The following is a 24,422-nucleotide window of genomic DNA, read 5'->3' as shown; positions in this document are numbered from 1 at the left end:
GCAGAAGCGGGCGCACATTGTCCGGAATAAGCTCTAGGGTGGTGTCCCATGACCGAGTTTCGCGATCAGGACCTCACCGGATCCCGCTTCGAGCGGGTGAGCCTGCGAGACACCACCATGCGGCGTGTCGATTTCAGTGGTGCGCAGTTCCGCAGCAGCGACTTCACCGGCATCCGCATGCGCGGCGTCGAGATGGTTGACGTGGACATCCGTGGCGAGCTGCAAAACGTGGTGATGAACGGTGTCGACATCGCGCCGCTGGTCGAGGCCGAGCTGAACCGCCGCATGCCCGAGCGGGCCAAGATGCGCCCCGACGACAGCGACGGGTTCCGGGAAGCGTGGAGCATCCTGGAGCGCCTGTGGGAGGGCACCGTGGCGCGGGCCCGGGAGCTGCCCGAAGCGGAGCTGCACCGCAGTGTCGACGGCGAGTGGTCGTTCATCCAGACCCTGCGGCATCTCGGCTTCGCCAGCGCCGCCTGGGTAGCCCGCATGATCAACGGCGAGGTCTCGCCGTGGCATCCGCTCGACCTGCCGTGGGACGACGCACCCGGCTGGGAAGGCATCCCGTGGGACCGCGACGCCCGGCCCTCGCTGGAGGAGGTGCTCAAGGTGCGGCGCGAACGCCAGGACATGGTCGGCCAGGTCATGCAGGCGCTGACCGACGAACAGCTCGCCTCGACGGTCAGCCGCCTCGAGCCGGGATGGCCCAGGCAGGAAGCCTTTCCCCTCAAGGAATGCCTGAACATCGTGCTCAACGAGGAATGGGAGCATCGGCTCTACGCCGAACGCGACCTGGCCGCGCTCAAACCGGGCGAGTGAGGAGGAATCGAGGATGCCATATCTCGTCCGGCCCCTCGACGCCGCGACCTGGGATGTGTTCGCCGAGCTTGTCGAACGAAACAACGGCATCTTCGGCGGCTGCTGGTGCATTGGCTACCACCCGGAGTGCGGCCAGAAGGGGATCAGCTACCGCGAGGTCAAGGAGCGCCGCGTCCGTACCGACGGCGCCCACGCCGCTCTCGTGCTCGACGAGACGGGCCTCGCCCAGGGGTGGTGCCAGTACGGCAGCCCGCAGGAGCTGTCCAACATCAAGCACCGGCGCATGTATGACAAGGATGCGCCGCCGCTTCCCGACTGGCGCATCACCTGTTTCTACGTGGACAAGAAACATCGCGGTCAGGGCATCGCCCGGCTGGCGCTGGAAGGCGCACTCGGTCAGATCGCTCAAGCCGGAGGCGGTCTGGTCGAGGCCATCTCCGAGGTGACCGACGGCCGGGAGGCGCCCGGCCGGTTCCTGTTCAGCGCGACCGTCGAGCTGTTCGAGCAGTTCGGGTTCGCCCGCGGCCGCCAGGTCGGAAAGCACGCCTGGATCGTGAGCAAAAAGGTCGATCGGGCGTGAGCGTTCGCAGGACACGTCGGGCCCGCATCGTGCGGCTGGTTCTGGCGCTCAGTGCTGCCGCTCTCGTCGTGGTGGTGGCCGTGGTGGTGGTGCCGCTGCTGCTTCCGGCGGGTCCGCGGCCGCTGTTTCAGCTTCCGGTGGCCTGTGGCGAGACGTGGCAGCTGAGCACCTATCCGGGCCACGACGACTATGACGTCGACATGTATCCGACGGCTGGGTCGGCGTGGGGGCGGCCGGTGCTCGCGTCGTATGCGGGAACGGTGACCGAGGCGGGGATCAACGGCTCGCTGGGCGGCCGCACCCCCGACAACCCGAACGGCCCGAAAGGCCGCGGCGGCGGATACCTGGTGAAGATCGACCACGGTGGCAGGTGGCAGACGCAATATCTGCACCTGCTCGAGGTTCCGTTGGTGCGCAAGGGGCAGCAGGTCGTCCAGGGTGAGCAGATCGGGCGGGTGGGCAGCACCGGCAACTCCAGCGCCCCGCATCTGCACTACGAGCAGCGCCGCAACCGGCAGAAGGTGGAAACCCACTTCGACGGCCAGGCTTCCGGCATCACCCACGACGACGCCGAGTACACGGTCAAGCGGAAAAGCGGTAACTGCGCATGACCGAACTCGTGTTCGGCATCCTTATGGTTCTCGGCTGTGCGTTTGTCGTCACCCGCGCGGTGATTGCGCCGCCGTCGCGCACCCGCCGGGCCTACCGGCTCTGGGCCGTCCCGCTGTTCACCGGACTCGGCCTGGCCTTCTGCTCGGTCAGCTACGACGGCGTCCGGCCGCCCGGCTGGCCTGCACTTATCTACGTCGACTATGTAGCCGTGGTGGGCTTCTGGGCTGGTGTGCTGTTCATCCCGGCACACCTGTCCGCCGGCTGGCTGGGCTGGCCGAAAGTCCTTATCCCGCAAGCATTCCGTGACTCGCCGAGCTGGCTGGCCGAGGGCCGGCTGGCCCGCGCCGACAGGCGGGAACGCAAGCGCTTTGGTCTGCCCCCGACCGATCACCTGGTGGAGATCCTCGAGATCAACTACGACTCAGGAACGGACGAGCCTAAGAGGTTCTATGCGGCAACGTGTGACGAATGCGATTGGATGGAGGAGGCGGAGACCATCGATCCCGTGGCCGAGCTGCGTTCGGCGGCCGCCAAGCACACCACCAATGTTGCCCAAGACGTGGTGGTGAAACATTACTAGCTAGGCGTGCCGCGCGCCCAGCAGGTCGCGGAGCAGGTCGGCGCGGATCTGGTGGGTGTGCTCGTCGGCCAGCGGATGCCAGGGGCAGGCGATGTCGAGCACGGTGACCCGTCCGGTGGCGAGGATCCGCCGTGCCGCCGCGACCACCTGTGTCGCCGGTGGGCCACCGGGCGCGGGGAACAGCAGGCCGGGCAGCTCGCCGGGATCGGTGACGTCCACGTCGATGTGCAGGATCAGCGGGCCATCGGGCAGCGACGCGACGTCCAGCTCGGCGACGCCGCTGCGCCTGATCGAGCTGGACCGCAGGTAATCCACCTCCGGTGGATCGAGGTCGCGGGCATCGACCAGGACGACCCGATCCTCGGCCACCACCTGTACGCCGAGCGGACCGGCCAGCAGCTCGGGATGCGCACCGAGCAGCAGACGCAGCGACAGCCCGCCGAGGTAGCCGGAGGTCGAGGTGTCGAGGGTGTGGACGTCGCCGTGCGCGTCGAACCAGACGATGCCCGGGTGCACACCGGCCCGTTGCGCACCGGCCAGCGCGGCCATCGCGAGCAGACAGTCGCCGGATATCACCGTGGTGGGACCCCCAGCGCGCACAGACGCGGCGACCCGGTCGGCGGCGGCGTCGTCCAGCGCGGCCAGCCGTCGCCAGATGTCACCGTCGGGCAGGTCCGGTTGCACGACCTCGACCTCGCCGGTCACCGGAAGCTGACCGTCGGCCAGCCGCTCGTCCTGGTGATAGGGCACCACGATCATGGTCACCCGCTGAGCCTACTGGGCCGGGGCCTGTTCCCGACGGCGTCGCCATCTCAGCACCAGGACTGTCGCCCCGCCGAGCGCGGCTATCCCGCCCGCCAAACCCAAGGTGGTCACCATGGTGTCAGAGGTCTGCGCCGCCAGCATGGGCTCGGCCAGATCCACTGTGGACGGTGAAGGGGAGTCGAATGTCGACGGTTGCGGAGCCGGCGAAGGGACAACCGCGGCCGGTGTCGGGCTCGGTTCCTGAATCGTCGACGGTTTGGGCTTGGCCGGGCCGGTCGGCTTCTTCTTCGGATCGGGGCTCCATGGGTGATACGAATTGGCCGCGCCGGTCACTTCGACCGAGCCCACTCCACGAGGCTCAAGCCGAGCGGTCACCGGATTGCCCGCACTGTCAACCGCAACGTGGTCCTTGACGGCGGCGACGATCTGCCACCACCCATTCCACGAAGCATTGGAAAATGACAACCGAATAGGCACTGTGAATTGGGTGGTGCCGAACAGGTTCAGCTTGATCTTGTCAGACAGCCTGACGGTGAATTCACCGGTTGCGGAGGTATGCCCACTATCCCACGACCCGGTCGCTGGGTCCCTCAGGAACAGAGTCATGCCCGCGCCTTCATGGCGGAAATCCCAAACGGTGAGGAAGCACCGGAAAGTGATCGAGGAGACCTCGATTTCGTGAACGTGGTCCATCCCCATGTAGAAGGAAAGGGACAGGTCGACGGCCGGACCGCCTGCCGCGGCATGAAGTTCATTCGGCGAAGCCCCTGCCTGTACCGTGTTCGGTTCTGTGGCAGCGGCCGGCATGGCCATGCCGAACATCAGCGTTATCGATGCAATCGCGGCAGCCCATGGTAAGCGCATGCCATCCCCCGGCCAGTTGCTTGGTCAACAAAACATCCGATCATGGGCGTTGATGACCGGCGAGCGCCATCGGCCAAGCGGCCTCTTGTCGTTCTGGACGAAGCGGGTGGGCCCGCCTTGTCGTGATCGACGAACACAGCGCATATCGACCGACCCTATGGTGTGGCGCATGTCGAGCCTGAACGAGATCACGAACTGGCTGCACGACCGTCTTCCTGCGCTGTTGGCCGAACACAAGGTACCCGGCGCGGCGATCGCCGTGTCCGCGCAAGGCCGGGTGATCGACCTTGCCGCCGGTGTGCTCAGCAAAGCCACCGGTGTCGAGGCCACACCCGACTCGCTGTTTCAGATCGGGTCGATCACCAAGGTCTGGACCGCGACGCTGATCATGCAGCTGGCGCAGGAGGGACGGCTCGATCTGGACGCCCCAGTCCGGGCCACCCTGCCCGGCTTCCAGCTCGCCGACGAGTCGGCCGCCGCGGCCGTCACCACACGCCAGCTGCTGTCGCACACCGCCGGTTTCGAGGGCGACATCTTCACCGACACCGGCCGCGGCGATGACTGCGTCGAGAAATATGTGGCGACGCTGGGCGAGACGGCCCAGCTGTTCGCGCCGGGGGAGATGTTCTCCTACAACAACGCCGGCTACTGCGTGCTGGGGCGTGTGGTGGAGGTGTTGCGGGGCAAGCCTTTCGACGACTGTGTGCGCGAGCACCTGTTCACCCCGCTGGGCCTGACCCACGCCGCCAACGGCGCGCACGAGGCGATCCTGTTCCGGGCGGCGGTCGGTCACCTGCAGGCCGACCCGGACAGCGACCCACAACCGGCACCGGTGTGGGCGCTGGCCCGATCCAACGCGCCGGCCGGGGCGATGCTCGCCATGCGCCCACGCGATCTGCTCGCCTTCGCCCAGATGCACCTCGCCGCGGGCAAGGCGGCGGATGGAACCACGGTGCTGGAAGCCGAAAGCGTCCAGGCGATGCAGCAGCCCCAGGTGCAACTGCCCAAGCTGGGCCTGATGGGCACCTCGTGGGGGCTCGGCTGGGAGATCTACGACTGGCCGGGGGCCAGGGTGCTCGGCCATGACGGCGGCACCATCGGGCAGTCCGCGTTCCTGCGCGTGGTACCCGAGCATGGGGTGTCCATTGCCTTGTGCACCAACGGTGGCAACCCGATCGCCGTCTACACCGAGCTCTTCGAGCACCTGCTGCGCGAGCTGGCCGGGGTGCAGATGCCGGCGCTGCCGAAACCGCCTGCGCAGCCGGCCACCGTCGACGTCAGCCGGTACCTGGGCACCTACGCCTCGGAGGTGGGCGAGCTGACCGTGCTGCAGGAGAGCGACGGGACGCTGTGGCTGCAGGAGGTACCCAAGGGCCTGCTGGCCGAGATCGGCCGGCAGCCCGAGCGCAAAGAACTGGTGCACTTCGAGGGCGACACCTTCCTCCCGGTGCAGCCGTACTACGGCATCCATATGCCGCAGGTTTTCGTCGGCGATGACGGCTCCGGCCGCGCGCTCTACATCCACAGCGGCCGCGCCACACGCCGCGTCACCCATCTGGAGGCATGATGAAAGCGGTTCTGCGCCTTGCCACGGCCGGCGCGCTGGCGCTTGGTCTGGCGGCGTGTAGCGGCAACAGCGCTACGCCCAGCGGGACGAAGTTCGCCGAGGGCAAAACGTTCACGATGATCCTCAGCGCCGATCCCGGAAACCTCGACCCGCACTTCACCTCGCTGTCGACCACTCAGCAGGTCGACCGGTTCCTCTACGACTCCCTTATCAACATCGACAAGGACGGCAAGATGGTCGCCGGACTCGCCGAGAAGTGGGAGGCCACCACCACCAAGGCCGTCTTCACCCTGCGCAAGGGCGTCACCTGCAGCGACGGCAGCCCGCTGACCGCCACCCAGATCGCGGCGAATATCACCTTCGTGGGCGACCCGAAGAACGCCTCCTCGCGCATCGGGGTTTATGTGCCGCCGGGCGCCACGGCCACCGCCGACGACGCGGCCGGCACCGTCACGGTCACCTCACCGGCGCCGTCTGCGTTCCTCGACCGCACCCTCGGCGGCCTGCACATCGTGTGCGACAAGGGAATGAAGGACCGCACTCTGCTCAAGCAGGGCGCGGTGGGGACAGGCCTGTTCACCGTGACCGAAGCCGTTGCCGACGACCACTACACCCTCAAGCGCCGCAAGGACTACGCGTGGGGTCCCGGCGACTGGAGCAAGGACCAGGCGGGGCTGCCGGAGACGGTCGTGCTCAAGGTGGTGGCCAACGAAACCACCGCCGCCAACCTGATCTCCACCGATCAGGCCAACGCCGCGGTCGTGGTCGGCCCGGACGGCGCCCGGCTCACCGCGATGAACCTGCACAAGCGCGAAGTCGTTGCGCCCCTTGGCGAGCTGTGGTTCAACCAGAAGGCCGGACTGCCCGGCGCCGACGCCGCGACGCGTAAGGCGCTGACCCAGGCGCTCGACCTCAAGCAGCTCATGGCGGTCATCACCAGCGGCTCGGGCAAACCGGCGACCGGGCTGGTGGCCCCCGGCCTGGGTCCCTGTCCCCAGGACACGGTCACCTCGAAGCTGCCCGCCTCCGACGCGGCCGCGGCCAAGACCGCGCTGTCCGGAAAGAACCTGAAGCTGAACTTCTACTACGCCAGCGCGGTCGGCCCGGGCATGCAGGCGGCCGCGGAGCTGCTGCAGAAGGCGTGGCAGGCGGCCGGGGTCGAGGTCACCCTCAAGGGCGTGACCAACGCCGAGATCGGGCAGGCCATCGTCGGCGGCCAGGGCTCGTGGGACGCGGCATTCCTGCCGCTGGGCGTCACCCTGCCCAGCGAGTTGGTGTCGTTCTTCTCCGGCCCCAGCGCGCCCGACGGCGTCAACTTCGCCAGCATCAACAACCCGGCTTACACAGCGGCGGTTGAGAAGGCATCGGCGACCGCCGGCACGGCGGGCTGTGCGCAGTGGGCGGCGGCGGAAGAGGCGCTGGTTGGCAATGGCGACATCGTTCCCTTCGCCTTCTCCAGCATCGGGGTTTACGGCAAGGGCGCCACGTTCGAGCTGAGCTCGGGCAGCGTCGACCCTGCCTCCGTGCGGATGCTGGGCTGAGCTGACGATGCACAGATTCGCGATCCGCCGCGCCGGCCGGTTGCTCGTCTCGCTGTGGGTCGTGATCACTGCCGCCTTCGGGATGATCCATCTGATTCCCGGAGATCCGGTGCGGGCGGCCCTGGGGCCGACCGCACCGGCGGAGCTGGTCCAGGCCCGGCGCGCTGCGCTCGGCCTGGACGACCCGCTGTGGCTGCAATACCTGAACTATCTGCACCATCTGGTCACCGGCGAGTTCGGCAGCTCAACCCTTTCCGGGCTGCCGGTGGCGCAGGTGATCAGCGACCGGCTGCCCGCCACCATCGAGCTGGCCCTGGCCTCCTTCGTGCTGGCGATCCTGATTTCGGTGCCGCTGGGGCTGGCGATGGCGGTGGCGACCCGCAATGGCCGCCGCCGTCCCGCCGAGCTGGCTTTCACCTCGGCCAGCGCGGTGTTGGCCGCGCTGCCGGAGTTTCTGGTCGCGGTCGGCCTGGTCTATGTGTTCTCGGTGACGCTGGGCTGGGCGCCGGTGGCCGGAAGGTCCGGACCCGACTCCTATGTGCTTCCGGTGATCGCGCTGGCGATCGGGCCGGCCGCGGTGCTGGCCCGCATCGTGCGGGTGGAAACCCTTGCGGTGCTTCAGGCCGACTACATCCGCACGGCTCGGGCCAAGCGCCTGCCGAGCCGCCTGATCTACCTTCGGCACGCCCTGCCCAATGCCCTCACCGCCACCATCACGCTGGGTGGGCTCATCCTGGGCGGACTGATCGCGGGAACAGTGTTGGTGGAGAACGTCTTCGCCTGGCCCGGCCTGGGCAGCACCATCGTCTCCTCGATTCTGGCCAAGGACTATCCGGTGGTACAGGGCATCGTGCTGATCTATGGCATCGGCGTGCTGCTGATCAACCTGGTGGTGGACATCGCGCTGGCCCTGCTCGACCCGCGCTCGACGATCCGGAAGAGCTGAGCCATGTCCCGAGTGTTCCGATCGCCGGTCGGGGTGAGCGCCGCCGCGCTGCTCGCCGCCGTGCTGCTGCTGGCCGTGTTCGCCCCCGTATTGTGGGCAGACCGGGCCGCCACCATCGACACCACCCAGATCCTGCAGGGCCAGTCGGCGCAGCACTGGGCCGGCACCGACAGCCTTGGCCGTGACATTTTCTTCCGGGTACTGGTCGCGACCCGCCTGTCGGTGCAGCTGGCCATCATGGCCACCGCGGTGGGTGTCCTCATTGGACTCCTGCTGGGCGCGGCCCCGCTGCTGATCGGGGCGCGGGCCGGCCGGTGGGTCACCGCCGCGGTCAACATCGCGGTCGCCTTCCCCGGCCTGCTGCTGGCCCTGTTCTTCGCGGTCATCTTCGGCGTGGGCATGCGCGGCGCGGTGCTGGCGATCGGATTCGCCGTCGCCCCGAGCTTCGCCCGGCTGACCCACACCCTGGTGTCCACCGTCGCCGACCGCGACTACGTGCACGCCGCCCGCATCGCCGGGGTGGGCCGGCTGCGGGTGCTGGCCCGCCACGTGCTGCCCAACGTCGGCGAGCCGCTGGTGGTCAACGCCACCGTGGCCGCGGGCGGGGCGCTGCTCGCCTTCGCCGGGCTGTCGTTTCTCGGCCTTGGCGTGCAGGCGCCGCAGTACGACTGGGGGCGGCTGCTCGGCGAAGGGCTCAACGGCATCTATGTGCATCCGCTGGCCGCCCTCGCGCCCGGGATCGCGGTCGTGGTGGCGGGATTGGCTTTCAGCCTGTTCGGTGAGGCGGCGGCGCGGGCCATCGGGCTGCGCACCGTGCTGTCCCGCGAACCCGCGGCCACGTCACAACCCGAGCCGGCGCAGCCGATGAGCGCCGCCGACGTGGTGCTCGCCGTGGAGCGGCTGCGGATCAGCTTCGGTCCGGTCAGCCCGGTGCGCGACGTCGGCTTCACCGTCGGCCGCGGCGAAAGCGTCGGCATCGTCGGCGAATCCGGCTCGGGCAAGAGCCTGACCGCGCTCGCGATCGCGCAACTGATCGAAGAACCGGGCCGGGTGAGCGCCGACCGCATCGAGTTCCTCGGCCAGGATCTGCGATCGGCCAAGGAACACCGGCGTTTGCTGGGCCTGTCCCTGGCCATGGTGTTCCAGGATCCGATGACTTCGCTCAACCCCACCCATCGCGTCGGCCGGCAGCTGGCCGAGGTGGCCGAGCAGCATCAGGGGCTGGGCCGGGCGCAGGCGCTGGCGCGGGCCGTCGACCGGCTGCGCGCCGTGCACCTGACCGAACCCGAACGGCGGGCCCGCCAGTACCCGCACGAGCTCAGCGGCGGCATGCGGCAACGGGCGATGATCGGTATGGGGCTGATGGGAAGCCCGGCCCTCATCATCGCCGACGAGCCGACCACCGCGCTCGACGTGACCGTGCAGGCGCAGGTTTTGGCGCTGCTGCAAGAGATCCGGGCCAGCGACGGAGTCGCGCTGATGCTGATCAGCCACGACATTTCCGTGGTACGGCAGGTCTGCGACCGGGTGCTGGTCATGTATGCCGGGCGCATCGTGGAGGATCTGCGCACCGCAGACCTGGCCGCAGCGCGTCATCCCTACACCCGCGCGCTGCTGGCCGCCGTCCCCGATCTGGACACCGATCGCGGCAAGCCGCTGACGGTCATCCCGGGGCGGGCGGCCGACCCGGCGCAGCTTCCGCCCGGCTGCGCCTTCGCGCCCCGCTGCCCGCTTGCCGACAGCGCTTGTGTGGCAAGCGATCCGCCGCTGGCAGTGGACCCGGGCGGACACCGTGTCGCCTGCTGGCACGCCGACCGGGAGGTGAGCCGATGAGCGAGCTGAGGTTCGAAGAAGTTTCCGTGCGCTACGGAACCCGCCGCCGCGGCCATACCGTCGTCGACGGGGTGAATCTGACCGTCGCCTCGGGCACCGTCGTGGGCCTGGTGGGGGAGTCCGGCTCGGGCAAGTCCACCCTCGCCCGCGCGGCGGTCGGCCTGATTCCCCTGTCCGGCGGGCAGATCCTTCTCGATGGGCGGCCGCTGCCGAAACGTACCCCACTGCAAATGGTTTTTCAGGATCCTTACTCCTCATTGGACCCTCGGATGACCGTCGGCGCCTCGATCGCCGAGGCGCTGCCGCGAGGGGCCTTTGCCCGCAACGCCATCGCCGCCGAGGTCACCCGGCTGCTGGAGCTGGTCGACCTGGCCGCGGATAGGGCCGGGCTGTATCCGGCCGCGCTGTCCGGCGGGCAACGCCAGCGGGTGGCGCTGGCCCGAGCGCTCGCCGGTCGCCCGGCGGTCCTCATCGCCGATGAGATCACCTCCGCGCTGGACGTGTCGATCCAGGGCACCGTGCTCAATCTGGTGCGGCAGGTGCAGGCGCGGATGCGGCTGACGATGCTGTTCATCTCGCACGATCTGGCCGTCGTGCGCTATGTCAGCGACACGGTCGCGGTGATGCAGGGCGGCCACATCGTCGAGTGCGGCCCGGCCGACGACATTCTCAGCAATCCCCAGCACCCCTACACGCGGCAGCTACTCGCCGCCGCCCGCAGCGGCCAGCGATGAAGGAGAAGTCGATGATTGATTTCTCGGTACCAGAACAGCCTTCGCTGTCACCGGATGGCGGCCGCTGCATCTACGTGGTGCGCAGCTGCGATGCCGCAGCCGACCGGACCGTGCGCCGGCTGTGGTCGGTGGACACGTTGGACGGCAAGGCGTGTCAGCTCACCCGCGGCGACGCCGACACCTCGCCGGCCTGGTCGCCGCAGGGAACCCAGATCGCCTTCCTGCGCGCAGGCGCAGGCCCGGCACAGCTGTGGCTGCTGCCCGCCGGCGGCGGCGAACCCGAACAGCTAACGGATTTGCCGCTGGGCGCGGGCGGGCCGGTGTGGTCACCGGACGGGAAGAAGATCGCCTTTGGCGCGGTGGTCGACATGCACGCCGTGCATGCCCACGCGCCTATCGTCGCCGACCGGCTCGACTATCAAGCCGACGGCGTCGGCCTGCTGGGCGGGCGGCGCAAACACGTGCATGTGCTCGACCTGGAAACGCGGCGGCTGCGCCAGATCACCAGCGGCGACTGGCACGCCGGGCATCCCGCCTGGTCGCCCGACAGCACCACCCTCGCCTACGCCGCGGCGACCGCACCCGACGCGGACCTGAATCTGAGCGCCCCGGTCTACACCGTGGACATCACCACCGAAACTCCCGTCTCCCGCTTGGCCGGTCTCGCCGACGGCATAGCCGCAGCGGTCACCTTCACCGCCGACGGCAACGCCCTGCTCGTCGTCGGCACCACGTCCGGCCCGGTCGGCCACGCCCACCTACTGCACCTGCCGCTTGCCGGTGGGGAGGTTGTCGATCTGGCCGAGGCGCTGGATCGCAATGTGATGCCGGGCGGGCCGGCCTATCCGGGGGCCTGGCCGCAGTTGGCCGATGGCGGAAAGAGCGTGCTGTTCTGCGTGCGCGACCGCGGCTGCACCCATCTGTATTCGGTACCTGTCACCGGCGGCCGGCCGCACCCGATCGTCGCCACAGCAGGCGAGGTTGTTTCGGGCGTGTCGGTGGCCGGGGACACCGCGGCGATCGTGCTTTCCACCCCCACCTCGTTCGGCGAGATCGTCACGGTCGACCTGCGTACCGGGGAGCGGACGGTGCGCACCGAGCACAGCGCGCCGGCAGACCTTTACGCACGCCGGGAAGTGGAGTTCACCATCTCCGACGGCACCGTCGTGCACGGCTGGCTGATGCGCGACCCGGCCACGGCCGGCGCGCAGCCGCTGCTGCTCGATGTGCACGGCGGACCACACAACGCGTGGAACGGCGCCGCCGACGAAATCCATCGCTACCACCAGGAACTGGTCGCGCTCGGCTGGACCGTGCTGCTGGTCAACCCGCGCGGCAGTGACGGCTACGGCGAACGGTTCTTCAACGCCGCGCTCGGCGCGTGGGGCGAGGCGGACGCCAAGGACTTCCTGGAACCGCTCGATCAGCTTGTGGCGCAAGGCATCGCCGACCCCGGCCGGCTGGCGGTCACCGGTTACAGCTACGGCGGTTACATGACCTGCTATCTGACCAGCCGTGACCGCCGGTTCGCGGCGGCGGTCGCCGGTGGGGTGGTCACCGATCTGGTGAGCATGGCCGGGACCTCGGCCGAGGGCCATCTGCTGAGCCGATACGAGCTGGGCGGCCAGCCGTGGTCGGATCCGCAGCGCTACCTTGCCATGTCGCCGTATTCGCGAGTGGGCGAGGTGTCCACACCGACGCTGATCCTGCACGGGGCCGCCGATCTGACCTGTCCGGTCGGCCAGGCCCAGCAGTGGTACACAGCCTTGCGCGAGCGGCAGGTGCCGACGCGCATGGTCCTTTATCCCGATGGCGACCATCCATTCATCCTCGATGGGCGTCCGTCACACCGTATCGACTACAACCGAAGGGTGGTGGAGTGGATGCAGCAGTACGCCGACGAGGCCAAGCCGCGCATCGACATCGCACATTGGCAGCGGCGCCTGGCCGAACTGGCTCAGCGCCACGAGGTACCCGGAGCGGCGCTGGGAATTCTGCGCCTGCGGCCGGGTCAGGACGACGAGCTGGCCGAAGCGGCCTACGGAGTGCTCAACATGGACACCGGCGTCGAGGTGACTCCCGACTCGCTGTTCCAGATCGGCTCCATCACCAAGGTCTGGACGGCGACCGTGGCGATGCTGCTTGCCGATGAAGGCAAACTTGACCTCGACGCGCCCATCGCCGAGGTGCTGCCGGAGCTGCAACTGTCCGATAAGGACGTTGCTGCCCGCGTCACCATGCGCCACTTGCTCACTCACACCAGCGGCATCGACGGCGACGTGTTCACCGATACCGGCCGCGGCGACGACTGCCTGGAAAAGTATGTGGCCGCGCTGGCCGGCGTGATGCAGAACCATCCGCTCGGGGTGACCTGGTCCTACTGCAACTCCGGCTTCAGCCTGGCCGGGCGGGTCATCGAACGGCTGACCGGCGGCACCTGGGACGCGGCCATGAAGGAGCGGCTGTTCACGCCGTTGGGCTTGCGCCACACGGTCACGCTGCCGGAGGAGGCGCTGCTGTTCCGCACCGCGGTGGGACACGTCACCGGGCCAGATGCGCAGGCCGTCCGCGCTCCGGTGTGGATGCTGCCGCGTCCGCTCGGCCCGGCCGGGCTCATCTGCTCCACCACCGCCGACGTGCTCGCCTTCGCCCGCCTGCATCTCAACTCAGGCGCCACCGCCGACGGCACGCAGCTGCTCTCCCCGGCCGGCACCGAAGCCATGGCCGCCCTGCAGGCCGAACTGCCCGACAAGCACACCCTGGGCGACTCGTGGGGACTGGGCTGGATTCGCGACGGATGGGACGGGCGACGGCTGATCGGCCACGACGGCAACACCATCGGCCAGGCCGCCTTCCTGCGCCTGCTGCCCGAGGAAGGCTTGGCCGTCACCCTGCTCACCAACGGAGGCCGCAGCCGCGACCTTTACGAGGAGCTATACCGGGAGATCTTCGCCGAGCTGGCCGGCGTGCAGATGCCCGCTACCTTGACGCCGCCCGCGGAGCCGGTGACCGTCGACGTGCAGGCGCACCTGGGCACCTATGAACGCCACAGCGTGCGTTTGGACGTCTTCGAAGGCGAGGACGGCCCGATGCTGCGCACCACCCTGTCCGGGGAGATCGCGGCGCTGCTGCCCGACCCGGTGAGCGAATATCCGATGGTGGCGGTCAGCGACAATCTCTTTGTGGTGCGCGAGCCGCAAGCCCAGACCTGGACCCCGGTAACCTTCTATGAACTGCCCTCCGGCGAGAAGTACCTCCACTTCGGCGTGCGGGCCACCCCGAAAGTGAGCTGAAGATGGATTTACCCACGATGCTCGCCGACATCGCCGAACTGGTCGGCTGCGAGTCGCCCTCGGCCGACCTGGCGGCGGTCGCCAGGTCCGCCGACACGGTGTCAGCGGTCGGTCAGCGGTTGCTCGGTGCGTCGCCAGAGCGCATCGTCATCGACGGCCGCACCCACCTGCGCTGGCGCTTCGGCGCGGGCCCGGCCCGGGTGCTGGTGCTGGGCCACCACGACACGGTGTGGCCGCTCGGCTCGCTGGCCACCCATCCGTGCACTGTGGACGGCGGAGTGCTGCGCGGCCCCGGCTGTTTCGACATGAAAGCCGGTGTCGTCATGGCGATGTGCGCGATCGCGGCGCTGCCCGACCGGTCCGGGGTCACCCTGCTCATCACCGGGGACGAGGAAATCGGTTCGCCCACGTCGCGAGGGCTGATCGAGACCGAGGCGGCGGGTTGTGCCGCGGCGCTGGTGCTGGAGGCGTCAGCGCCGGGTGGGGCGCTCAAGACGGCGCGCAAGGGTGTCGTGGGTTATCGGGTCGGTGTGCACGGCCGGGCCGCGCACGCCGGCCTGGAGCCGGAGAAGGGGGTCAACGCCGCCGTCGAGCTGGCCCATCAGCTGCTCGCGGTGGCCGCGCTGGCCGACCCGCAACGTGGCACCACCGTCACGCCAACCGTGACCGCCGCCGGGACTACGGCCAACACCGTGCCGGCTCAAGGGGAGTTCACGGTCGACGTTCGGGTGAGCGACGCCGCGGAGATGGCCCGGGTCGACGCCGCCATGAAGGCGCTCAAGCCGGTGCTGCCCGGCGCGAGCATCGAGCTGGGCGGCAAGTCGAACCGGCCGCCGATGCCGGCCAGCGCCTCGGCGGAGCTGTTCGCCCGCGCCCAAACGCTTGCCCGGCAACTGAATCTGCCGCCGCTGACCGGCGCCGCGGTGGGTGGCGGTTCCGACGGCAACTTCACCGCCGGCCTCGGTGTGCCGACGCTCGACGGCCTCGGCGCGGTGGGCGGCGGGGCTCACGCCGACGACGAACACGTGCTGATCGACGAGTTGCCAGGCCGCACAGCCCTGGTCTCCGCGCTGATCGGCGATGTGCTGGGAGCAGCGCGATGACTGCCCTGCCGACCGCGGCGCAGGAGGCAGCCCGCGCCGCCCAGGCCGCCGGGGTGCAGCTGCGGGAGGTCGCCGATTTGGCGGGATTCGTTGCGGTACAACAATTATTTGAGGGAATTTGGAAGCCCGACCCGCACCACCCGCCGGTTACCACCGAGTTGCTGCGCGCGCTGACCAAGGCGGGTAACTATGTGGTGGCCGCGGAACGCCAGGGCCGGATGGTTGGCGCGTGCGTCGCGTTCTTCGGCCCGCCCGGCGAGGCGGCGATGCACAGCCATATCGCCGGTGTGGTACCCGATCAGGCCGGCCGCAGCGTCGGCTACGCTGTAAAGCTGCATCAGCGGGCGTGGGCCCTGGACCGCGGCGTGCGCACCATCTCCTGGACCTTCGACCCGCTGGTAAGCCGCAACGCCTACTTCAACCTCGTCAAGCTCGGCGCGGCGGCGGGGGAGTACCTGCCCAACTTCTACGGCGGCATGCACGACGGCATCAACGGCGGCGACGAGACCGACCGGATGCTGGTGCGATGGGAACTCGCCGCGCCGCGCTCGGGGGTGACCGGCGCGGAGCAGGCGGTCGTCGCCCTGGGCCGCACCGCTGAGGGCGGCCCGGCCATCGGCTCGCTCGACGGCGACACCCTGCTGGTAGCGGTACCGGTCGATGTGGAAGCGTTGCGTGCCAACGATTCCGCGTTGGCCCGGCGCTGGCGCGGGGCGCTGCGTGAGGTGCTGGCCCCGCTGATGGCCGACGGGGCCCGGGTCACCGGCTTCGACAAGACAGGTTCTTATGTGCTGAGAAGGGAAGGCCGATGAAGCTGACCGGGGTGGAGCTGCGCCGGATCCGGATGCCTTTGGTGGCACCGTTTAGGACCTCGTTCGGCACTGAGAACGACCGAGACGTCCTGCTGATCCGGGTGGTGGCCGAGCAGGCCGAGGGCTGGGGCGAATGTGTGGCGATGTCCGACCCGCTGTACTCCTCGGAGTACGTCGACGCGGCGGCGGATGTGCTGACCCGGTTCCTGGTGCCGGCGCTGACCGCGTTGCCCCGGCTGGACGCCACGGCTGTCGCGCCCGCGCTGGCCAAGTTCAAGGGGCACCGCATGGCCAAGGCCGCGCTGGAGACCGCAATCCTCGACGCCGAGCTGCGCGAGCAGGGCCGCACGCTGGCACGGGAGCTGGGCGCCGTGCATGAGCGGGTGCCGTGCGGCGTCTCGGTCGGCATCATGGACTCTATTCCCGAGCTGCTTGATGCCGTGGACGGCTACCTCGCCGAGGGCTACCTGCGGATCAAGCTCAAGATCCAACCGGGATGGGACGTGGAACCGGTACGGGCGGTGCGGGAACGCTTCGGCGACGACGTGCTGTTGCAGGTGGACGCGAACACGGCCTACACCGTCGGCGATGCCCGCCATCTGGCCCGGCTCGACCCGTTCGGCCTGCTCCTCATCGAGCAGCCGCTCGACGAGGAGGACATCCTCGGCCACGCCCACCTGGCCAAGACCGTGCGCACACCGATCTGCCTGGACGAGTCCATCGTCTCGGCCCGTGCCGCGGCCGACGCCATCAAGCTGGGCGCCTGCGAGATCGTCAACATCAAACCGGGCCGGGTCGGCGGTTACCTGGAAGCCAAGCGCATCCACGATGTGTGTGCCGCTAATGGGGTACCAGTGTGGGCCGGCGGAATGCTGGAGACCGGCCTGGGCCGGGCCGCCAACGTGGCGCTGGCCGCGTTGCCCGGTTTCACCCTGCCCGGCGACACCTCCGCCTCCGGCCGCTACTACCGCACCGACATCACCGAGCCGTTCGTCCTGGACGACGGTCACCTGAGCGTGCCCACCGGCCCCGGCATCGGCGTCGCTCCGCTGCCCGACCGCCTGGCCGAGGTCACCACCGCGTCGCAGTGGCTGACGCTGTAGCTCCGGCTAATCTCGGGCGATGCTCGTTTCGGCTAACCTGCGACCTCACGCCAGCCTCGGCCGGGTGCTCGACGACCTCGGCGCCACCCTGCTCGAGTTGGTGCTGGGCGACCCGGACCGGGCCGGTGACATCGGCGGCGTCGCCATTTTCGACCCGCTGGAGGAACCGGTCCTGCCCCAGCACGCGCTCGTGCTCGGGGTCGGCCTGCGCGACCCGGCCGAGATCGCCGATCTGCTGCGCATCCTGGGCCGGCACCGGGCCGCTGGCCTGGTCGTCAGGGCACCCGTTTCGGTCACCGACGAACTGTCAGCGGCGGTGATCGAATCCGGCGTCGCCGTGCTCGGCCTCACCCGCGGCGCCTCCTGGGCACAGCTGGCCGCGCTCTTGCGCTCCCTGCTCGCCGAGGGCGACGTCGGCGACGCCGAGCCGGAAACCCTGGGCGGCATGCCCTCCGGTGACCTGTTCACCCTCGCCAACGCCATCGCCGCGCTGCTCGACGCCCCCATCACCATCGAAGACCGCAGCTCGCGCGTGCTGGCCTTCTCCGGTCGCCAGGACGAAGCCGACCCGTCGCGGGTGGAGACCATCCTGGGCCGGCAGGTGCCCGAGCGGTATTCGCGGCTGCTGTCGGACCGAGGGGTCTTCCACGACCTGTACCGCAGCAGCCAACCGCTCTGGGTCGAGCCGCCGCAGCCGGGCCAGGACGGATTCTCTGTCCCCCGGGTCGCGGTCGCGGTGCGCGCAGGCGACGAGATTTTGGGCTCCATCTGGGCCGCCGTGCACGAGCCGCTCAGCGAGGAGCGCACCAGCGCGCTGCGCGACGCCAGCAAGCTGGTGGCCTTGCACCTGTTGCGCATCCGGGCCGGCGCGGACGTCAAGCGGCGGCTGCGCACAGACCTGCTCGCCACCGCGCTGGAAGGCGGTGTGGGCGCCCACGAAGCCTTGAGCCGCCTGGGTTTGGCCAACCAGCCGGTGGTGATTCTGGCGCTGGCGGTGCAGCCCGATGGCCCCGACCACAGCCTGGCCGGCGACGCCGACCACGCCACCGGGCTGCAGCGGCTGAGCGACGCGTTCGCCATGCACCTGAGCGCGGCGCATCCGCGATGCGCCGCGGCGCTCGTGGGCGACGTCACCTACGGCCTGGTCCCGGTGCCGCGCGATGAGGACGGCGAGCAGCGCGCGGTGCGGATAGCCACCGATTTCCTCGACCGGGTGGGCGGGCGGACCCGTGCCGTCATCGGCATCGGCCCGGTGGCCCAGGACGCGGCCGGCATGGCCGCCGCGCGGGCCAGCACCGACCGCGCGTTGCGGGTGCTGCGTACCGGCCGCGGCGGAGCCCGCCGCACCGCCCAGCTGGCCGACGTGCACGTCGAGTCGCTGCTGCTGGAGCTGCGTGACCTGGTCACCGCGCGCGGCGACCGCCCCACCGGCCCGGTCGCCCGGCTGATGGCCTACGACGCGCAGCATGCGGCGAACCTGGTCGAGACGCTGCGGGCGTGGCTGGACGCGTTCGGCGATGTCATCGCGGCATCCGCGGCGATGTACGTCCACCCCAACACCTTTCGCTACCGGCTGCGCCGGCTGGCCGAGGTCGGCGGCATCGATCTGGCCGACTCGGAGGCCAGGTTCGCCGCGATGCTGCAACTGCGGGTGGTCTCACCGAGCCCGTGAGTCCTCCACGGCCAGCCACTCGCCGATGCGGGCTGTCGCGGCCGCGACGAGAGCAGGCGGGGCGTCGCTGGTGTCGATGGAGGTGCGGGCCAGCGAGGCCAGCTGATGATCGGAGAGCCCCAACTCGGTGCGGGCGAGGCGGTATTCGTCCAGGAGCCCGACGCCGAACATGGTCGGGTCGTCGGCGCCTAAGGAACAGCCGACCCCGGCTTCCAGCAGCCGCGGCAACGGGTGCTGGGCAAGCGGGGCCACGCCCAGGAGATCGTTGGACGTGAGACAGACGTCCAGCGTCACCTTCCGTTCGGCCAGCATCGCCAGCAGCTCGGGATCGTGCACGGCCTGCACGCCGTGAGCTATCCGGGTCGCGCCGAGCACCTCCACCGCGGCCCGCACACTGTCCGGTCCGCTCAGCTCACCGGCGTGCGGGGCCGCGGTCAGGCCTGCCTCCCGCGCGATCGCGAAGGCCTCCGCGAACGGCTCCGGCGGAAACGCGACCTCGTCGCCGGTCAGCCCAAGCGCACGCACGCCCGCGTCGACATAGCGGCCGGCGAAATGCGCCATGCTCACCGCCCAATCCGGACCCAGATGGCGCATGGCCCCCAGCGTCAACCCGAACCCGATGCCGTGCCGTGCCGCCGCCGCGTGCCCCTCGGCCAGGGCCATCTCCAGCACGTGCTCGGCGGGGCCGAAACTCGGATAGAGATTGGGGTCGAAGTGTGGCTGAACCCAGACGACCCCATCGGCCGCGGCGTCGTCGACTATCTCACGTACCAGCCGCATAAGGTTCTCCGGGCGGATCCGCGTCACGTCGTAGACCGCCTGGAACATGGTCTGGAACTCCGCGAACGTGGTGAAGCCGCGCGGATTCGGGGCCGGCAGCCCCGCTTCGGCGGACAGCTCCTCCAATGTGGCCGCGCGCATCGCGCCCAACATATGCAGGTGCAGCTCCGCCTTCGGCAACAACCTCAGATCACGTCCGGTGTCCACCGAGACACGATATCGATCCTGGCCGCAGGCCGCTGACCGGTAATCTCATGGCCGATGAACACACGCCCGGACCAGCGGTCGAGTTCTGCAACGCTTTGTCCGCCCGCGACGGTCTGCCGCCGGCCTACCGGATCGATGCCGCCGCAGAGGAAATCGAATGGGACCGCGGCGCCGGCGGGTATCGGCTGCCGACGGAAGCCGAGTGGGAGTTCGCATGCCGCGCTGCTACGACCGGCCCACGCTATGGCCCACTGGACGACATCGCCTGGTACCGCGGCAATTCCGGCGGCCGGGTGCACGAGGTGGGCGGCAAGCAGCCCAACGGGTGGGGCCTTTACGACATGCTCGGCAACGTCTTCGAATGGTGCTGGGACCTCTATGACCCGCAGGTCTACGGCAGCTATCGGGTGCTGCGCGGCGGTGGGTGGTTCGACGAGCCGTGGAGCTGCCGCGCCTCGGTGCGCCACCGCAGCATGACCAGCTATCGCATCGACGACGTCGGTTTCCGCCTGGCTATTTCGCGGTCGGATCGCTGACCCGGCCGACAAAAATCGGCACCTGGTCCTTGCCGCCGACGATGGCGAAGGCGAAAGGCCGGTCGGCGGAAAACCGGATCGGCGGTTTCATCTGGGCGCTGGCGGGCATGGACATTTCGGTGATCGCGGCCGCCTCCGTCCCCCATTCATCGACACTTATATTTGCCTTGTGTACCGCTTGGGCGAGGAAAAGCCCATCGGCAATGCCGCTGAAGTCGGCGCCCGCACCGAAAGCCGCCCGCAGCCCCAGGCCGGGCAGCAGCGTCGCCAGGTCGAGGGAGGTCTCGAACTCCCATCTGGGCACAGCAATCTCCACGGGGGCCTCGGTGAAAGCCGCGCGCACCTTGGCAATGCCGGCCGGGGTCAGCGCATCCACCGCCGCGCCCACCGGGGCGTTGCCGGCCGGCTGGTTGCGGGTAACTCCGTCGGCCACCAGCAGCGCCGGGACCTCGGCCTCGCTGCCGCAGCCGGCCAGCGGCGCGGCAGCCAGCACGGCCAGGCCTAGCAGCAAAGCCCTGCGGCTCGCAGTGACATCCTCGAATCTACTGGCGTGCACGATTCCCCCTGGCGTGACCATCGACAAGTCGTTCGACGCCGTTAGGCCCCGGCCGGTTCCCGATCGTCCTTGCCGCGGGCCCACATCGACGCGCCATAATGAACCTCGACACTGCTGGCGCGCCACCGCGGAAACGGCGTGGGATATGACTCCTGGAAACCGTTGGCCGATAAGGCTCGCCGCCTTCATGGCCGGCCTGGTGTCGATCGCGGCCGTCGTCACCGGCTCCGCGGTCGCCGAGCCGCAAGTCCTTGTCGTCCTGCAGATGAACCTGTGCGCCAGCGGCTTCGCCGGCTGCTACACCGGTCGCTCGGTGCAGCAAGCCGCGACGCTGATCAGGACCTATGCGCCGGACGTGGTCACCGTTAACGAGATCTGCCGCAACGACATCGCTGCGCTGCAAGCCGCGCTCCGGGCGGCCTCGCCGGGCGCGACCGTAGCGGGCGCGTTCCAGGCCGTCCCAGCCGGCCGGACCGGCCGCGCTACCCAATGCCGCGACGGCCAGGACTACGGCATCGGCGTGGTGGCCCGCTTCGCCCATCCAACCCAGACACCCGAGTTCCACGGCAGCCCCTATCCCATGCAGAGCAGCGGCCACCCGGAGCAGCGGGTCTGGCTCTGTGTGCGGGCGCAAGGCCGGTTCGTCGTCTGCACCACCCACCTGGCCCTCGACGCGTCGACCGCCTCCGCCCAATGCGGCTACCTGCTCGGCACGGCGGTGCCCTCGCTGCGGGCCGGCCCGGCCAAACCGGTGGGCGCGGTGATAAGCGGCGACTTCAACCTGCCCTACGACGGCAATGCAGGCCTGCGCGGCTGCACCCCGCCCGGCTACCTGAGCCGAACCGATGGCGGCCTGCAACACATGCTGGCCACCACCGACTTCACCGTGCTGGCCAGCACCCGCATCGACATGGCCGGCACCACTGACCACCCAGCCCTACTATCCACCGTCGTGCGTCGACTATAATATCTTGCCATCATGCAAGCATGATGCGCATGCCCGGAACGACGTTGCGCCTCGACGAGGTCGAGCACAAGATGCTGCAATTGCTCTGCTTAAAGACCGGCCTCTCGCAAAACCAACTCCTTGTCGAGCTGCTGCGCCTGGAGTTCGACAAGCACGGCATTACCCGCGAGCAGGTTCAGCAGATGGTGGCCGACCCCGATCGTTTCTGGAAAGCCATGGGCCGCCAGGCGCCGATGATCCCGGCGGAGGTCCACGGTCAGGTACTGGCCGACCTCGCCGCTCTCGACGATGACCCAGACGAACAGGCGGCCGCAGCATGAGCCTCAAGCCGATAGTGTTCGACGACTCAGCCTGGGCGGCATTGCTCTTTCCCCCGGTCGAAGTCGTAGAGCTGAGCAGTTGGTCGGCTGTGGAGGCAGGATTGGTGCCCGGCACCGACTTCTCTTCATCGCACTGCATTGTGGAAGCTGAGGCGGCGCGTGCCGCTATCCTGACCCGTCGGCCAGATACCTACCGGTGGCGCAAGATTCCCACGTTTACCTTCGTCTGAGAGCTGTGATGTGGGGCCCTGTCGCGGAATCTGTCAGTGGGGGAAGGGGACTCTGGGGCGAGGGGTGACTTCGTCGCGGAATCGTTCGATGAGGTGGCTGACCTCGAGCATGGTTTCGGTCTGCCGGATTCGTTGCAGGTAAAGGGATTGCGCTGCCAAACCGGCTAGGTCGAAGGTGAAGTACATGGCCATCAGCGGGTTGACGAAAAGCGCCGTCGTGTCCGTGCGGCCGTCCAGGCGCACGTCTCCGGCGGCGCCGGTGAGGGCTGCGGCGATCTGGCCGTTGACAATGCTTGCCCGGTCTGGGGTGCAGGCTTGCGCGTAGGCGACCGCGTCGCGGTAGAGGGCCGCCTCCCGGCCGTGCGATGGGACGGTGAACGCGCCCAGGTAGGCGCCGGCGCGGTCCAGGGCGGCGATGTTCTCCAAGACCTGAACGTGATTGATTCCGTGGTACGCGTCGATGCCGAAACCGATGGAGGCCACCAGTTTCGTGGGCACGGGCGTGCCGTGCACCGCGGCCAGGCTGGTGGCGTCCTCGACCGGGGTGCCCAGCGCCGCCTCGTCGCCGCGCATGAGGATGTCGGTGCCGCCGTCGACGAGCACGATCGTGTCGAGGTCGAGCCGTTTGGCCAGCCGCCGGTAGGCGCTGCGCAGCGGCCGCACCCCGGTGCGCGGGAAGGCGTAGACGGTGGAGGGCATGCTGTGCCGGGCAAGCCAGCGGGCCAGCACCCGTTCCGGGAAGTAGTCGCCGCCCGCGGTGGATTCGTCGGTGATCGCGGCGACGCCAGGTTCCAGCCAGGCGTCCTTGTCCAGGTCGTAAAGGTTGACGATGGAAAGACTTGCCCAGTGGACAGTCTTGCCCGCGTTCATCAGGGACAGGCCGAGGGGCAGACCGGCGTAGACGTCGAAGCCGCCGCCTGCCCCCGCGATCAGGACGCGTTGGGAGTCGTTGAGGGCCTCGAAGAACGGCAGTCGCCACACCAGATCATCATGGTCGCCGGCATCCTTCGCCGCACCCGGTTAACCGTCTCCGAGCCGGATCAGGACTCCAAGCACCTGCATTTTCACGTCAACTCCGGCGAGCCGGTGGCCTAGCCGGGGAAGTGGCCGGCCCGGCCGAGCTGGGCGGGGGCGGTGATGCCCAGCTGGTCGGCGATCCAGACGCCGGTCTGGGCGGCGGCGGTGACGTCGACGCCGGTGGCCTGGCCGCTGCGGTTGAGCAGGTAGGCCAGGTCCTCGGTGGCGATGTTGCCGGTCGCGGCCGGGGCGAAGGGGCAGCCGCCGATGCCGCCGAGGCTGGCGTCCAGGGCGGTGATCCCGTTGGCGGCCGCGGCGACCGCGTTGGCGTAGCCGGTGTTGCGGGTGTTGTGGAAGTGGGCGCGCAGCGATGCCTGCGGCTGGGCCGACCGCGCGATCTGAGCCAGCACCTCGACCTGGCTGGGCACGCCGACGCCGATGGTGTCGGCCAGGCAGATCTCGTCGGCGGGGGCGGCCTGCGCCAAAAGCTGGGCGACGTGATCGGGGGAGACCTCGCCGGTGTAGGGACAGCCGAACGCGGCGGCGATGGTGAGGGTGGCCCGCATCCCGGCCGACCGTGCGGCGGCGCACACCTGCTCCCACTGGGCGAGCGACTGCGCGGTGGTCATGCCCTGATTGCGTTGGGAGAACTCGTCACTGGCCACCACCACATAGTTGATCTCCGCTAGGTCGCAGGCGGCGGCGCGGTGCATGCCGCGAAGGTTGAGCACCAGCGCCGTGTAGACGACCCCGGCCGGGCGCGGCGCGGCGGCGAGCACGGCTTCGGCGTCGGCCATCTGCGGCACCCGGGCCGGGTGCACGAAGGCGGCGGCCTCGATGCGGCGCAGCCCGGCGTCGACCGCCCGTTGCAGGTAGGCCACCTTCACCGAGGTGGGCAGCAGCGCCTTCTCATTTTGCAGACCGTCGCGCGGTCCCACTTCCACGATCTCCACCGGCAACAGTCTCCTCTAGCGAAACGGCGTTT

At 69.3% G+C, this 24,422-nt stretch carries 23 protein-coding genes and 1 pseudogene; 18 read left to right on the top strand and 6 right to left on the bottom strand.

The features are described 5' to 3' along the window. Positions 1–48 precede the first annotated feature (48 nt). The 4 genes from Rhe02_RS02200 to Rhe02_RS02185 are packed head-to-tail and all read left to right on the top strand — an operon-like array spanning position 49 to position 2,591. On the top strand, positions 49–819 hold the full coding sequence (locus tag Rhe02_RS02200; protein ID WP_203906324.1) for a DinB family protein: 771 nt from the start codon (positions 49–51) through the stop codon (positions 817–819). Between the two features lie 13 nt (positions 820–832). Further along, positions 833–1,399, top strand: a complete 567-nt coding sequence (locus tag Rhe02_RS02195) for a GNAT family N-acetyltransferase (RefSeq protein WP_203906323.1) — start codon at positions 833–835, stop codon at positions 1,397–1,399. Beyond that, entirely contained in the window at positions 1,396–2,010 is a 615-nt protein-coding gene (locus tag Rhe02_RS02190; RefSeq protein ID WP_239123230.1) for a M23 family metallopeptidase, read from the top strand. The genes Rhe02_RS02195 and Rhe02_RS02190 overlap by 4 nt, the downstream gene beginning before the upstream one ends. After that, a complete protein-coding gene (locus Rhe02_RS02185; protein ID WP_203906322.1) occupies positions 2,007–2,591 on the top strand; it encodes a hypothetical protein in 585 nt (194 codons plus the stop codon). Before Rhe02_RS02190 ends, Rhe02_RS02185 begins: the two co-directional genes overlap by 4 nt. Here Rhe02_RS02185 and Rhe02_RS02180 read toward each other — a convergent pair whose 3' ends face one another. Both Rhe02_RS02180 and Rhe02_RS02175 read right to left on the bottom strand, forming a co-directional pair. Further along, positions 2,592–3,350 carry an arginase family protein gene (locus Rhe02_RS02180; protein WP_239123249.1) on the bottom strand — a complete coding sequence of 253 codons (759 nt, stop codon included), beginning with the start codon at positions 3,348–3,350 and terminating at the stop codon, positions 2,592–2,594. Between the two features lie 15 nt (positions 3,351–3,365). Next, entirely contained in the window at positions 3,366–4,178 is an 813-nt protein-coding gene (locus tag Rhe02_RS02175) for a dihydrolipoyllysine-residue succinyltransferase component of 2-oxoglutarate dehydrogenase complex (RefSeq protein ID WP_203906320.1), read from the bottom strand. Positions 4,179–4,389: 211 nt separating this feature from the next. Here Rhe02_RS02175 and Rhe02_RS02170 point away from each other — a divergent pair, with 211 nt between their 5' ends. The 10 genes from Rhe02_RS02170 to Rhe02_RS02125 are packed head-to-tail and all read left to right on the top strand — an operon-like array spanning position 4,390 to position 18,824. Continuing rightward, a complete protein-coding gene (locus Rhe02_RS02170; RefSeq protein WP_203906319.1) occupies positions 4,390–5,787 on the top strand; it encodes a serine hydrolase in 1,398 nt (465 codons plus the stop codon). Next, a complete protein-coding gene (locus tag Rhe02_RS02165) occupies positions 5,784–7,328 on the top strand; it encodes an ABC transporter substrate-binding protein (protein WP_203906318.1) in 1,545 nt (514 codons plus the stop codon). Before Rhe02_RS02170 ends, Rhe02_RS02165 begins: the two co-directional genes overlap by 4 nt. A 7-nt stretch (positions 7,329–7,335) precedes the next feature. After that, complete coding sequence (locus Rhe02_RS02160; RefSeq protein WP_203906317.1) at positions 7,336–8,274, top strand: ABC transporter permease; 939 nt, start codon at positions 7,336–7,338, stop codon at positions 8,272–8,274. Between the two features lie 3 nt (positions 8,275–8,277). Further along, the gene (locus Rhe02_RS02155) at positions 8,278–10,107 is read left to right on the top strand and encodes a dipeptide/oligopeptide/nickel ABC transporter permease/ATP-binding protein (protein ID WP_203906316.1); all 1,830 of its coding nucleotides are present in this window, start codon (positions 8,278–8,280) and stop codon (positions 10,105–10,107) included. Then, positions 10,104–10,841, top strand: coding sequence for an ABC transporter ATP-binding protein (locus Rhe02_RS02150; RefSeq protein ID WP_203906315.1), 738 nt, complete (start codon positions 10,104–10,106; stop codon positions 10,839–10,841). The genes Rhe02_RS02155 and Rhe02_RS02150 overlap by 4 nt, the downstream gene beginning before the upstream one ends. A gap of 11 nt (positions 10,842–10,852) precedes the next feature. Next, on the top strand, positions 10,853–14,134 hold the full coding sequence (locus tag Rhe02_RS02145; RefSeq protein ID WP_239123229.1) for a serine hydrolase: 3,282 nt from the start codon (positions 10,853–10,855) through the stop codon (positions 14,132–14,134). A gap of 2 nt (positions 14,135–14,136) precedes the next feature. Further along, complete coding sequence (locus tag Rhe02_RS02140; RefSeq protein WP_203906313.1) at positions 14,137–15,237, top strand: M20 family metallopeptidase; 1,101 nt, start codon at positions 14,137–14,139, stop codon at positions 15,235–15,237. Then, positions 15,234–16,049, top strand: coding sequence for a GNAT family N-acetyltransferase (locus Rhe02_RS02135; protein ID WP_203906312.1), 816 nt, complete (start codon positions 15,234–15,236; stop codon positions 16,047–16,049). Before Rhe02_RS02140 ends, Rhe02_RS02135 begins: the two co-directional genes overlap by 4 nt. Continuing rightward, complete coding sequence (gene menC, locus Rhe02_RS02130; protein ID WP_203906311.1) at positions 16,046–17,152, top strand: o-succinylbenzoate synthase; 1,107 nt, start codon at positions 16,046–16,048, stop codon at positions 17,150–17,152. Before Rhe02_RS02135 ends, menC begins: the two co-directional genes overlap by 4 nt. A gap of 19 nt (positions 17,153–17,171) precedes the next feature. Then, positions 17,172–18,824 (top strand): PucR family transcriptional regulator, encoded by a 1,653-nt coding sequence (locus Rhe02_RS02125; protein ID WP_203906310.1) that lies wholly within the window; start codon positions 17,172–17,174, stop codon positions 18,822–18,824. On the opposite strand, the gene add is transcribed toward Rhe02_RS02125, so the two are convergent. Beyond that, a complete protein-coding gene (gene add, locus Rhe02_RS02120) occupies positions 18,810–19,811 on the bottom strand; it encodes an adenosine deaminase (protein WP_239123228.1) in 1,002 nt (333 codons plus the stop codon). The genes Rhe02_RS02125 and add overlap by 15 nt on opposite strands. A 74-nt stretch (positions 19,812–19,885) precedes the next feature. On the opposite strand from add, the pseudogene Rhe02_RS02115 reads away from it, so the two are divergent. Then, positions 19,886–20,347, top strand: a pseudogene (locus Rhe02_RS02115) (formylglycine-generating enzyme family protein); the annotation flags it as partial. Here the strand turns inward: Rhe02_RS02115 and Rhe02_RS02110 are convergent. Continuing rightward, on the bottom strand, positions 20,325–20,903 hold the full coding sequence (locus Rhe02_RS02110; protein ID WP_203906307.1) for a serpin family protein: 579 nt from the start codon (positions 20,901–20,903) through the stop codon (positions 20,325–20,327). The pseudogene Rhe02_RS02115 and the gene Rhe02_RS02110 sit on opposite strands and share 23 nt — an antisense overlap. A gap of 145 nt (positions 20,904–21,048) precedes the next feature. Here Rhe02_RS02110 and Rhe02_RS02105 point away from each other — a divergent pair, with 145 nt between their 5' ends. Genes Rhe02_RS02105 through Rhe02_RS02095 form a run of 3 tightly spaced genes read left to right on the top strand, consistent with a single transcriptional unit; the run spans position 21,049 to position 22,420 of the window. Continuing rightward, positions 21,049–21,870: an endonuclease/exonuclease/phosphatase family protein gene (locus tag Rhe02_RS02105; protein ID WP_203906306.1), complete on the top strand. Its 822-nt coding sequence runs from the start codon at positions 21,049–21,051 to the stop codon at positions 21,868–21,870. 20 nt (positions 21,871–21,890) lie between these two features. After that, entirely contained in the window at positions 21,891–22,190 is a 300-nt protein-coding gene (locus Rhe02_RS02100) for a hypothetical protein (protein ID WP_203906305.1), read from the top strand. Beyond that, complete coding sequence (locus Rhe02_RS02095; protein WP_203906304.1) at positions 22,187–22,420, top strand: hypothetical protein; 234 nt, start codon at positions 22,187–22,189, stop codon at positions 22,418–22,420. The genes Rhe02_RS02100 and Rhe02_RS02095 overlap by 4 nt, the downstream gene beginning before the upstream one ends. 33 nt (positions 22,421–22,453) lie before the next feature. Here the strand turns inward: Rhe02_RS02095 and Rhe02_RS02090 are convergent, their stop codons facing one another. Then, positions 22,454–23,401 carry a DUF1152 domain-containing protein gene (locus tag Rhe02_RS02090; protein WP_239123227.1) on the bottom strand — a complete coding sequence of 316 codons (948 nt, stop codon included), beginning with the start codon at positions 23,399–23,401 and terminating at the stop codon, positions 22,454–22,456. A 110-nt stretch (positions 23,402–23,511) separates the two neighbouring features. Then, complete coding sequence (locus Rhe02_RS02085; RefSeq protein ID WP_203906303.1) at positions 23,512–24,390, bottom strand: hydroxymethylglutaryl-CoA lyase; 879 nt, start codon at positions 24,388–24,390, stop codon at positions 23,512–23,514. Positions 24,391–24,422 lie beyond the last annotated feature (32 nt).

This window comes from Rhizocola hellebori (assembly GCF_016862955.1).
GTDB classification, from domain to species: Bacteria; Actinomycetota; Actinomycetes; order Mycobacteriales; family Micromonosporaceae; genus Rhizocola; species Rhizocola hellebori.
The sequence above is the reverse complement of the archived record's forward strand: the minus strand, read 5'-3'. Positions and strand labels throughout refer to the sequence as shown.